This window comes from Sulfurimonas sp., from assembly GCF_029027585.1.
In the GTDB taxonomy this organism is placed as follows: Bacteria; Campylobacterota; Campylobacteria; order Campylobacterales; family Sulfurimonadaceae; genus Sulfurimonas.
Genome location: NZ_CP093397.1, coordinates 1265966 through 1277563 on the forward strand (window position 1 = coordinate 1265966; position 11598 = coordinate 1277563).

Sequence of the window (11598 nt, forward strand, 5' to 3'; positions counted from 1 at the left end):
TAGATTGAAGCAGTTGTTATTATTCTTTCCTAAATGATTTGATACTTTCACTCATACCAAAATCAGGATGGTTTTTAGCATTTAAAATTGTTTGAGCAATTTTGTTGTTGTCATTGTTAACAATAATAGGAGCTATGAAATTTACAGTAGAATTTTCTAGTGGGTTTTGTATAACAACAATGTTATAAACACTAACATTTGATTTTTCATTAATGTCTAAAAGAACTTTTATATCTGATGGCAAATCAAAAGAGTATTCTCTAAGAACATAAGGGTTAGCTATTGTAAAAGATATCTCTTTATTGTCACAGTCTTGCATCGTTGCAAACAGTTCATCTACTTTGTGTATTTCAAGATTTAGAGTATTGTCAAATCCATAAATATTTCCTTTAACTTCATACTTTTGCATTTTTTTTCCTTGCGTTAGTTTGTTAGAATAAACCTTCTTCATATTTTATACTAGAAGAGATTATATAAAAAAGAGCATCTTTTACACTGCTTAAGTTATTATAATTATTTATACTTAAAACAAAATAATTATCTTGAAAAAAGAGTGTTAAACCTTCACTCATATCAACAAGTGAGAGTTTTGAGTTGTTAATGAGTTTGGCATCTGTAATATTAGAAAACTCTAAACTTATGCTTAACCAGTCAAAGCCTCTAGCGCTATCTTGAGCAGCTATAACAACTTGTATAACTGTTGGGGAGATAGCCTCCATAGAACGAATCTCAGCATCTACAAAATCACCAAATCTTTTTAAGAAATTTGGTAATTCTGTTGAGAGTAAAGGCTTCATGCTATTGACAACCTACACATTCCATACTTCTGTCTTCAACATCATTTGCAATTTCTGGCGATTGTGAACGAAGATAGTAAGTTGATTTAAGACCTAGCTTCCAAGCTAACATATAAATCTCATTTAGGTATTTTCCACTAGCTTTATCAAGAGTTATAAAGATGTTTAAGCTTTGACCTTGGTCTATCCATTTTTGTCTAATTGCTGCTGCTTTTATAAGTAGAGTTTGGTTTAAATCGTAAGCAGGAGTATAATATGCCCAAGTCTCAGGAGAAAGCCTAGGAGCAACAACAGGAATAAGACCACTTAAATTTTCTTCAAACCATTTTCTTTTAAATACAGGCTCAATCGCTTGAGTAGTTCCCGTTAAAATAGAGATAGAACTCGTAGGTGCGATAGCCATAAGATAACCATTTCTCATACCTTGTCGTTTAACCTTTGCGCGTAATTCATCCCACTCATAGCTAGATGCAAAAAGTCCACCTCTATCAACAAGGTTAATAACCTCGGCATTTGCATGATCCATAGGCATAATACCTTTGCTCCAGTGTGAATCTTCAAACTCAGGATAGCTACCTTTTTCTTTTGCTAAATCACATGAAGCGGAAATAGCGTTAAAACTAACAGCTTCCATAACTTCATCTACCTTATCGAAATGTTCTTGACTTCCCCAAGTGATACCTTGTTCTGCTAGCATCTGAGCTTCACCCATAACACCAAGACCGATAGAACGACTTTTCATGTTAGTTCTTTTTACTTTTTCAACTGGGTAAAAGTTTAAATCTATAACATTATCTAAACATCTAATTGCTATTGGAACTATTCTGTTGATATCTTCTTTTGTATTTATACGAGAAAGGTTTACAGAGGCTAAGTTACACACAGCAGTATCGCCGTTGATTTTTTCTTTTTCTACTACATAGATAGCTTGACCACCAAGTGAGTCAAGAGCAGTTACTTTTTTCGCAGGTTTTTCCATTCCACTATCTACTTTTACTATTTCATCTTCTTCATAAGAGATACTGTTTCCATCTTCAAAAATGAACTTTATTTTATAATGATTTGGTTTTGTATTTTGAAAAATCTCAGTACAAAGGTTTGAACTTCTTATAACACCAGTATGTCCATTTGGATTTGCTCTGTTAGCGTTATCTTTAAAACAAAGGAAAGGTGAACCTGTTTCAAAGTAAGATGTTAGTATCTTTTTCCATAAGTTTTTAGCTTTGATTTTTTCTTTTATAATGCTTTCATCTTCTTCTAACTCTATATAACGCTTGTTAAATTCATCTCCGTAAAGTGTTGCAAGTTCTCTAACATCATAAGGGTCAAAAAGAGTCCAGATAGCATCTTCTTGGACTCTTTGCATAAACAAGTCATTTAACCACATTGCAGGAAATAGGTCATGCGCACGACGACGCTCTTCTCCAGAGTTTTTCTTCAAGTCTAAAAAGTCATTTATATCTATGTGCCAAGGTTCCATATAAACAGCGATAGCACCTTTTCTAGTCCCTAGTTGGTCAACTGCTATGGCAATATCATTTGTAATCTTTAAAAAAGGAACAGTTCCGCCAGCAGCATTTTTGTGCCATCAATAAATGAACCCATAGAACGGATGCCAGTCCAGTCCCAACCGATGCCTCCACCAAACTTAGAAAGCATCGCCATCTCTTGGTAAGAATCAAAGATTCCCTCTATGTTATCGGGAGTTGAACCTATGTAACAAGATGAAAGTTGATGTCTAGTTGTTCTTGCATTTGAGAGTGTTGGAGTTGCAAGCATCACCTCAAACTGAGATATCATGTTATAAAACTTTATAGCCCATTCGTGCTTATCGTCTTCTCTTTGTGCTAAGAACATAGAGATAGCCATAAACATATGCTGAGGAAGCTCTATGGGATTAGAATCTTTGTCTTTGATAATATATCTATCGTAAAGAGTTTTAACGCCAAGGTAGTTAAAAAGCATATCTCTATCAGGTTTTATATGTTTGTCTAATTTCTCAAGGTCATACGAATCACCAAGACCTTGAAGAAGTCTTCCCTCTTTTTCCCCTCTTTTAAAATACTTTTCTAATGAAGAATAACCAGAATGGCCATTTACTTGATGGTACAAGTTAAACATAAAGAGTCTAGATGCTACAAAAGTCCAGTTTGGAGAGTCTATGTCTATCTTATCAACCGCAGTTTTGATAAGAGTTTCTTGAATCTCTTTAGATGTTATTCCATCACGAAACAATATCTGCGCATCAACTTCAAGCTCACTTTGACTAACATTTGTTAGTCCTTTGATAGCAGCAGAAGTGTATTTTTGAATTTTACTAATATCAAGCGGTTCTGTTCGTCCGTTTCTTTTTATAATTGTTATCATTTATCCCCCTATTACTTAAATACTCTGTTAAAAATTGCATCTACATTTTTTGTGTAATAATCAAAGTTAAAACATTCTCTGATTTGTTTTTCACTAAGTGACTCTCTTAGTTCATCATCTTCTAATAGATGGTTTAAGTATAAACTCTCACCATTTTCATCAGTAGATGCTTTGCCTTTTTGAATTTCTTCCCATACTTTCATAGCATTTCTTTGAACGATGCGATAAGCATCTTCACGAGAAACGCCTTGAAGTGGAAGTTCTAAAAGTACACGCTGAGAAAATACAAGCCCACCAGTAAGGTTTAAGTTTTTCATCATGTTTTCTGGGAACACTGTAAGGTTAGCAATAACGCTATTCATGCGGTGAAGCATAAAGTCCATAGTGATAAAAGCATCTGGTAACCAGAATCGCTCAGTAGAAGAGTGAGAGATATCTCGTTCATGCCATAGTGCCACATTTTCCATTGCTGGTGCTGCGTAAGCTCTAATCATTCTTGCAAGACCTGTGATATTTTCAGTAAGGATAGGGTTACGCTTATGTGGCATCGCAGAAGAACCTTTTTGACCTTTTGCAAAAAACTCTTCAGCTTCATACACTTCGGTTCTTTGTAGGTGTCTTACTTGAACGGCAAACTTTTCAACTGAAGAAGCTAATAGTGCTAAAGTTGTTGCAAGTCTAGCGTATCTGTCGCGGTGAATAACTTGATTTGAGCAAGGCTCAGGTTTTAGACCAAGTTCAGCCATTGCTAACTCTTCAAGTTCAAGTGGTGCGTGAGCAAAGTTACCCATAGCTCCTGATATTTGACCTACTGCTATAACATCCATAGTTTGGTCTAAGTTCACTAAGTGACGAGCCATCTCATCATACCAAACCGCTAAAGTTAGACCAAATGTAATTGGCTCACCATGTATGCCATGAGAACGACCAACCATTAAAGTCATCTTATGCTCTTGTGCGCGTTTTTTGATAGACTCCATCAATATTTTTACATCGTCTATCACTATTGTTAAAGAATCTCTCATTTGTAGTGCTACACCAGTATCAACTGCATCTGAAGATGTCATGCCATAATGAAACCATCTTGATTCATCACCAAGTGATTCTGAAACACTTGTATTAAATGCAATAAGGTCATGTTTGGTAATTGCCTCAATCTCTTCGATACGCTCTACTGAGAATGTTGCATTTTTTACGATTTTATCTGCATCATCTTGAGGAATTTTTCCAAGTTTAGCCCAAGCTTTAACAGCTGCTTTTTCAACTTTTAGCCATGCAGCATATCTTGCATGTTGTGTCCAATTTTTACGCATTTCTTCTCTAGAATATCTATCTATCATATTATTGAAACCTTATAATTAATGTTATATATTATGCTATTATTCTACATAATTTTTAGTAAATATTTGATTAAAGAGGATTTAAATTTTGCCATTTGTTCGTAAAAAAATGTTTGCTAAAGAAAAAAAGAAAGCATTTCTGTATTTGATAAAAGAATTGAACTATACACAAAAAGAAGCTCAGCGATTAATCGCCAAAGGTCGCCTATTTGTCAACGATATACCAATGACCAGAACAGCGGGGGAAATCGAAGGTGAGTTTGAATTTATATACTTTGAGCCAATTACAAAAGGTTTAAAACCAACAAGAGTTGAAGAAGAATTTGTAGTTTTTGATAAGCCTAGTGGAGTTCTTATTCACCCACAAAATAGAAAAACCCCCTACTCTCTTATAGATGAATTAAAATATCAGTTTGGCAGAGATGCTAATATTGCTCATCGTATAGATCAAGAAACAAGCGGACTCGTTTTATGTGCTAGAAACAAACAAAGCGAAAGAGATATTAAGATGATGTTTGAAGAGCGAAATATGAAGAAAAGATATTTAGCACTTGTTCATGGAGAAGTAAAAGAAAATTTATCAATCCAAGAACCATTATTAAGAAGAGAAGATGAAAGTGCAATAGTTAGAATGGTAGTAAAAGTTCACAAAGAAGGAAAAGCATCTAAGACAGATATTTATCCTTTAAAGTATTTCCAAGACAAAAATATGACTTTAGTAGAGTGTGTTCCATATACAGGAAGGCAACACCAAATAAGAGTACATTTGTTTCATGTGAAACATTCAATAGTTGGTGACCCGATTTATGGTCAAAGTGAAAAAAATATAATCAGATTTTTAGATAAAGAGCTAGATGCTAAAAAAAGAATTGAACTAAGCGGAGCATCAAGATTGCTTCTTCATGCGAATGAATTGGAGTTTGAACTCTATGGTAATGAGTACCATGTTCAAAGCAAGGTTAATTTTGAGGATATCTGCCTTAAAAGTTTAAGTGAATGTGAATAACATTTATGGATTATTAAAAGACATTCGTTCAGTAAAGGGTACAATTTAAGGAATAAGTACAAAAGCCCGTATTTATGGGCTTTAAGCAAGGTGTAAGATTTGATATTTCAGCATAGATTTATATAAAATAATTCTTAAAAAGTCAAAGAAAATTCAAATTTAGCTTACTTGAAGAGTAGAGATATTCACAACTTAGAACAATGTGTGAATAATACACATTAAGAATAAATTTACAAACATTTTTTTGATTTATAATTTTTTTAAGAGAAGTTTTTAAAATTTGTAGTGAATAATTTGGGTTTATGAGAAAAGTAGGGTATTATTACGCTGATAAACGACCTCCCTGGTGTGTTGGTCGTTTACTCTTTTTTGTTTTATACTGCGTTATATCTTTTTATGATTTTCTTAACACGATTTTTAAGATTACGAAGTGCTTCAACACTTGATTCTCCATCTGCCGTTAAATTTTCAAAACCATCATCAAACTGTGCTTTTGCAATCCAACCAATTTTTTTGTGATACTTAATACCAACAAAACGAACATCCCCAAAATGAAGTTGACAAAGATCGTATATTCTTTTAATTCTATCTGTGTTTGTTTTTTTCTTTTCTGGCATTTTAAATTCCTTTTTTTTATTTACGGTTACATTAAACCTATTTTATCATAAGAAGGTTACAGTAAGTTTATTAATTTTTGTTTTAAAGGGGTACTTAGTCATTGTTTGTAGCTGCTTTAATAAAACTAACCACACCAACGCCAAATACTATAACTAAAAAAACAACTTGAAATATGTCTAAATAACTCATAATATATCCTTCTGAATTTTTTCTTTTAACTGACCACAAGCAGCACTGATGTCAATACCCTTAGAATCTCTTATGGTACATAAAAGCCCATGCTTGATTAAGTAGTCCGCAAAAGCCACCATATCTTCCTTCTGTGGTCTGTCATAAGTAGTCCCTGGGTAAGGATTGAAGTAGATAAGGTTTACTTTGGCCTTTATACCACTTAAAAGCTTTATGAGCTTCTTAGCAGAGCCTATGTCGTCGTTCTTGCCTTTAATAACTAGGTATTCAAACATTACCCGTTTTCTTGTGTCTATTGGAAAGCGTTTAACTGCTTGTATGATAGAACTTATGTTATGTGCTTTATTCATAGGAATTAGTTCGCTTCTAAGCTTATCATCAACAGCATGAAGAGATATGGCTATGTGAACACCTAAATCCATCTTCCCAAGTTGGTCTATCTTATTGCTAAGTCCACTTGTTGAAACAGTTTGTCTTTTGCCACCAATACATAGACCATCATCTTCTTTAAAAATTTCTATCGCTTTTGCTAGGTTGTCTAAGTTGTCTAGTGGCTCACCCATTCCCATATACACTATATTTATTTTTCTATTATGCTTATGGTCGTTATCCCGTTTTAAAGTTACAACTTGAGCTACAATCTCTCCAGCGGTTAAATCTCTAGTAAAACCACCTTTTGCAGTTAAACAAAACGAACAGCCAACTTTACAACCAACTTGTGTTGAAACACAGATAGTATATCTAGCTTCTGCTATGACTTCACCTTTTTCATCAAGTTGAGTATCTTTCATCTTAAGCCAAACAGCTTCCATGGTTTTTCCATCTTGCATCTGTAAAAGGTACTTTATAGTTCCATCACTAGACTCTTCTTTATTTATAATTGTGAGAGGATTTACAATATACTTTTTTGCTAACTCTTCTTTTAAAGCTTTTGGTATGTTTTTCATATCATCAAAATCTTGAGCATACTGATGATATAACCAACCAAAGATTTGAGTTACTCTAAAACTAGGTTTGATTAAAGTTAGTAGCTCTTTTTTTGTAAAATCAAGAAGAGAAGGTTTTGTGTTAGTTACTAAGATGTTAGTTCCTTTATTCTTTTTTTTACATGTGTACTTAAAAGTTCTTTTGCATTTTCATGATTTTCTAAAAAATCTTTATGAGCATTTTCATCGGTATTGTTAGTAATACAAAAAACTCCACCAGCAGGAATATCAAACTCTTCAGCAACTTTCAAAACACTGAAAAATTCCATATTTTCTATTTCTATCCCAAAGTTTAAAAACTTTTTTGTTAGTTCTTTGTTTGTTGAAATATAATTAGATGAGTTGACAATAACATCTTTTTTTTCTTCTATGTTAGTTGATACAACATTATCAAGAGGAGTATAAGCATCTGCACTCAAAAAGGCTAGTTCAATATTTGAAGCAGTTTTTGATTCGATTATGTCAAAGATTTTATGATTACCATAACTACCAGCTGAACCAACAAAAAGTAAAAACTCTGGTTTATCAAACAAACAAAGTCTTGTTAAATTCATAGCGGTTTCTACTAAACCAACTCCCATTGGAGTAGCAAAATCAAAGGTTTCGTTATTTCCAGCGCAAATAATCATAATCTTACCGCTATACCGTTGTCATGTAAATAATGTTTTAAATCCATAATATCTATCTCTTTATAGTGAAAGATACTAGCGGCTAAAGCTGCATCTGCACCTATATCAAAAGCATCTTTTATATGCTCCATTGTCCCTGCCCCACCACTAGCAATTACAGGAACATTTACAGCTTTTGAGATTTGCTCTGTGATGTTTAACTCAAAACCTGCTTTTGTTCCATCGGCATCCATAGAGGTTAAAAGTATTTCTCCGCTTCCTCTACTTACTACTTCTTTAGCCCACTCTACAGCATCTAGACCTGTATCTACTCTACCACCATTTAAAAAAACATGGTACCTATCTCCTGTTCTTTTTACATCGATGGCAGTAACGATGCACTGTGAACCAAAGCGTTTTGCACTCTCGTTTATAAGCTCAGGGCGTTTGATAGCGGCAGAATTAACGCTTACTTTGTCACAACCAACATTTAAAAGCTTGTAAATGTCATCAAGTTTTCTGATTCCTCCACCAACAGTTAGTGGTATAAAAACTTCTTTTGCTACCTCGGCAACTATATCTACTATGGTGTCTTTATTATCACTAGAAGCCATGATATCTAAAAATGTAATCTCATCAGCGCCTTCTTGGTTATATCTTCTAGCAACTTCAACTGGGTCACCAGCATCTTTTAAACCAACGAAGTTAACGCCTTTAACAACTCGCCCATTTTTTACATCTAGACAAGGAATAATTCTTTTAGCGAAATAGTTCATATGAAAGCATACCTTATATAATATGTTGGAATTATACTCTTTGCTTCTTATAAAGAGTATAAACCTTTTATGTTTCACATGAAACATTTATATTGATACAAATATAATCTCTCATATTAACTAACTATAAGCAAAATTAGTATAGAATCATGTTTATGAATAAAAATAGCGTTGTAGCTAAAAAGAAATTTGGACAAAATTTCTTAAAAGATGAAATAGTTTTAAGAAAAATCGTCGAAGCGATGCCCAAAAACGATAATAAAATCGTAGAAATTGGACCTGGCTTAGGTGATTTAACTAAATATTTAGTAGATGTCAAAAGTGTAGAAGCTTTTGAGGTCGATACCGATTTGTGTAAACTATTGCAAAGTACATTTAAAAAAGAGATTGATACCAAGCGACTTCACATAAACTGTGGAGATGTATTGAACGCTTGGCAGAGTAGCTTGATTGATGAGCCGTATGATTTGGTGGCAAACTTGCCCTATTATATAGCGACAAACATCATATTAAAAGCACTCGCAGATCCAATGTGTAAAAACATACTTGTAATGGTACAACTTGAAGTAGCAGAGAAATTTTGCGCGCAAGAGGGACAGAAGGTATTTGGGTCTTTGAGTGTTATAACTCAAAGTGTGGCAGAAGCACATATAGTTGTGCAAGTGCCTCCAACTGCATTTGAACCTCCGCCAAAAATAAACTCTGCTGTTTTTCTTATACAAAAGACTAAAGATAGAAGTAATGAGGATTTTGAGGGCATGCTTAGAGTTGCATTTAAGCAGCCTCGCAAAACTCTTATGAAAAATCTATCTGTTGTTTATGAAAAAGAAAAGATTCAAGAAGCTTTAAATGAGCTTGAATATACACTAACGATTCGTCCTCATCAAATTTCTACACATGACTATCACCAACTCTATAAAAAAATAAAATAACAAAAAGGAGTTTGGATGGCTGAAGAAAAACAAGAGGCACAAGAAACTAAACCTCAATCGGACCGTAAACCAAATACAAATAACAACAACAATAGAAGACCAAGTAACAATAGTAGCCGTAAGCCAAATGGCAATGGGAATAATCAAAATAGAAACAAGAATAAAAACCGTCACCGCAGACAACCTGCACCAACTGATGAAAACATAAAAGCATTTGTGGTTAAAAATCAAGAAGCACATAAGCAAAGATTAAATCCTCACTATAAATTAGATTTAAATTCTAAAGCAAAAATTCGCGTAACTCCGCTTGGTGGACTTGGTGAAATTGGTGGAAATATAACAGTTCTTGAGACAGAAAACGAAGCGATTTTAATTGATATTGGGATGAGTTTCCCAGATGAAGATATGCATGGTGTTGATATATTAGTACCAGATTTTACTTACCTTCGTCAAATCAAAGATAAAATCAAAGCGGTAATTATTACTCACGCTCACGAAGATCATATCGGTGCAATGCCGTATCTTTATAAAGAGATGCAGTTTCCTATATACGCAACTCCACTTCCTTTAGCAATGATTGGAAATAAGTTTGATGAACATCATATAAAAGAGTGTAGAAAATATTTTAATCCTGTTGTAAAAAGAGAGATTTATGAGATAGGTGAAGATTTTAAAGTTGAGTGGATGCACATGACACACTCTATCTTAGATTCATCTTCTTTGGCAATTACTACTGAAGCTGGAACAATCATCCATACGGGTGATTTTAAAATAGACCATACTCCAGTAGATGGCTATACAGCTGATTTACATAGACTTGCTCACTATGGAGAAAAAGGTGTTTTATGTTTGTTGAGTGATTCAACAAACTCTTATAATCCTTTACCAACTCCATCAGAGTTAAGTGTTGCCCCTGCATTGGATAGAGTTTTTGCTAAAGCCCAAGGTCGTGTTTTACTTTCAACTTTTAGCTCAAACATTCATCGTGTTTTTCAAGCGATACAATATGGTATAAAATATGGTCGTAAAATCTGTGTGATAGGGCGTTCAATGGAGCGTAATATTGAGATAGCGATGCAGTATGATTATGTAAAACTTCCTAAAAGTGCCTTTGTAGATGCTGATCAAGTAGCACACTTAAATGATAAAGAAGTTCTTATAGTTACAACTGGTTCTCAAGGTGAGCCAAGTTCTGCATTATTTAGAATGTCAATCGGAGAGCATAGACATATAAAAATAAAACCAACAGACTTGATTGTTCTTTCTTCTCGTGCAATTCCTGGAAATGAAGGCTCAATCTCTGGTATGTTAAATCATCTTCAACGCGCAGGTGCAACAATATCTAGAGAAAAAGATATACATGTTTCAGGTCACGCATCTATACCTGAGCAAAAACTTATGCTCCGTTTAGTAAATCCTAAGTTCTTCTTACCTGTTCATGGTGAGTATAACCATGTAATGGCGCATAAAGAAACAGGAATGATGTGTGGTGTTCCTGAGAGAAACATCATGATTATGACAGATGGTGATCAGATAGAAATATCTTCAAAATATATGAGAAAAGTTAAAACTGTTAAAACAGGTAAAACTTATATTGATAATCAAAACAATCATCAAATAGAAGATGATATAGTTCTTGACCGTCAAAAACTAGCATCTGATGGAATTGTAATGCTTGTTGCTCAAGTAGATGCAAGACATGGTAAAATGCAAGCAAAACCAAAAGTTACAACATTTGGTATAGTCGCAGATAAGCATGATAAAGCATTTGCAAAAGAAATGGAAGATATACTAGAAAACTTTTTACTTCATGTAAAAGATGGACAGATAGAAAATTCTAGAGCATTAGAAAATGACCTTAGACAAATCGTAAGAAAACATATCTTTAGAAAAATGAAAAAGTACCCACTAATCGTTCCTCATGTTTTAGTGTCATAGGTATTTGAAGGAATAAGCTTGTTTGATTCTGATGATACAAA

10 protein-coding genes and 1 pseudogene are annotated in these 11598 nt (G+C 33.7%); 3 read left to right on the forward strand and 8 right to left on the reverse strand.

The features are described 5' to 3' along the window. Positions 1–19: 19 nt before the first annotated feature. The 4 genes and pseudogenes from fliW to purB all read right to left on the reverse strand — a co-directional run bounded on the left by fliW (position 20) and on the right by purB (position 4504). The gene (gene fliW, locus MOV50_RS06535; RefSeq protein ID WP_321779594.1) at positions 20–409 is read right to left on the reverse strand and encodes a flagellar assembly protein FliW; all 390 of its coding nucleotides are present in this window, start codon (positions 407–409) and stop codon (positions 20–22) included. A 22-nt stretch (positions 410–431) separates the two neighbouring features. Next, positions 432–797 carry a hypothetical protein gene (locus tag MOV50_RS06540; protein ID WP_321779595.1) on the reverse strand — a complete coding sequence of 122 codons (366 nt, stop codon included), beginning with the start codon at positions 795–797 and terminating at the stop codon, positions 432–434. 1 nt (position 798) lies between these two features. Beyond that, a pseudogene (locus MOV50_RS06545) lies at positions 799–3164 on the reverse strand (ribonucleoside-diphosphate reductase subunit alpha). Positions 3165–3175: 11 nt separating this feature from the next. After that, complete coding sequence (purB, locus tag MOV50_RS06550) at positions 3176–4504, reverse strand: adenylosuccinate lyase (RefSeq protein WP_321779596.1); 1329 nt, start codon at positions 4502–4504, stop codon at positions 3176–3178. A gap of 88 nt (positions 4505–4592) precedes the next feature. Between purB and MOV50_RS06555 the strand changes: the two genes are divergently transcribed. Continuing rightward, complete coding sequence (locus MOV50_RS06555) at positions 4593–5510, forward strand: RluA family pseudouridine synthase (RefSeq protein ID WP_321779597.1); 918 nt, start codon at positions 4593–4595, stop codon at positions 5508–5510. 374 nt (positions 5511–5884) lie between these two features. Here MOV50_RS06555 and MOV50_RS06560 read toward each other — a convergent pair whose 3' ends face one another. The 4 genes from MOV50_RS06560 to hisF form a co-directional block, all read right to left on the reverse strand. Beyond that, on the reverse strand, positions 5885–6127 hold the full coding sequence (locus tag MOV50_RS06560) for a hypothetical protein (RefSeq protein ID WP_321779598.1): 243 nt from the start codon (positions 6125–6127) through the stop codon (positions 5885–5887). Between the two features lie 186 nt (positions 6128–6313). Next, entirely contained in the window at positions 6314–7399 is a 1086-nt protein-coding gene (gene rlmN, locus MOV50_RS06565) for a 23S rRNA (adenine(2503)-C(2))-methyltransferase RlmN (protein ID WP_321779645.1), read from the reverse strand. Beyond that, positions 7393–7932 (reverse strand): purine-nucleoside phosphorylase, encoded by a 540-nt coding sequence (locus tag MOV50_RS06570; protein ID WP_321779599.1) that lies wholly within the window; start codon positions 7930–7932, stop codon positions 7393–7395. The genes rlmN and MOV50_RS06570 overlap by 7 nt, the downstream gene beginning before the upstream one ends. Next, complete coding sequence (hisF, locus tag MOV50_RS06575; protein ID WP_321779600.1) at positions 7929–8687, reverse strand: imidazole glycerol phosphate synthase subunit HisF; 759 nt, start codon at positions 8685–8687, stop codon at positions 7929–7931. The genes MOV50_RS06570 and hisF overlap by 4 nt, the downstream gene beginning before the upstream one ends. 155 nt (positions 8688–8842) lie before the next feature. Here hisF and rsmA point away from each other — a divergent pair, with 155 nt between their 5' ends. Together rsmA and MOV50_RS06585 are read left to right on the forward strand one after the other, a co-directional pair. Further along, the gene (rsmA, locus tag MOV50_RS06580; RefSeq protein WP_321779601.1) at positions 8843–9619 is read left to right on the forward strand and encodes a 16S rRNA (adenine(1518)-N(6)/adenine(1519)-N(6))-dimethyltransferase RsmA; all 777 of its coding nucleotides are present in this window, start codon (positions 8843–8845) and stop codon (positions 9617–9619) included. A 15-nt stretch (positions 9620–9634) separates the two neighbouring features. Next, positions 9635–11557 (forward strand): ribonuclease J, encoded by a 1923-nt coding sequence (locus tag MOV50_RS06585; protein ID WP_321779602.1) that lies wholly within the window; start codon positions 9635–9637, stop codon positions 11555–11557. Positions 11558–11598: the final 41 nt, after the last annotated feature.

Bases quoted from the DNA above. Each gene is read 5' to 3' on its own strand.
- rsmA (WP_321779601.1), top strand. From the start codon at position 8,843: ATGAATAAAAATAGCGTTGTAGCTAAAAAGAAATTTGGACAAAATTTC.
- purB (WP_321779596.1), bottom strand. From the start codon at position 4,504: ATGATAGATAGATATTCTAGAGAAGAAATGCGTAAAAATTGGACACAA.
- MOV50_RS06560 (WP_321779598.1), bottom strand. From the start codon at position 6,127: ATGCCAGAAAAGAAAAAAACAAACACAGATAGAATTAAAAGAATATAC.
- MOV50_RS06585 (WP_321779602.1), top strand. From the start codon at position 9,635: ATGGCTGAAGAAAAACAAGAGGCACAAGAAACTAAACCTCAATCGGAC.
- fliW (WP_321779594.1), bottom strand. From the start codon at position 409: ATGCAAAAGTATGAAGTTAAAGGAAATATTTATGGATTTGACAATACT.
- MOV50_RS06540 (WP_321779595.1), bottom strand. From the start codon at position 797: ATGAAGCCTTTACTCTCAACAGAATTACCAAATTTCTTAAAAAGATTT.
- hisF (WP_321779600.1), bottom strand. From the start codon at position 8,687: ATGAACTATTTCGCTAAAAGAATTATTCCTTGTCTAGATGTAAAAAAT.
- MOV50_RS06570 (WP_321779599.1), bottom strand. From the start codon at position 7,932: ATGATTATTTGCGCTGGAAATAACGAAACCTTTGATTTTGCTACTCCA.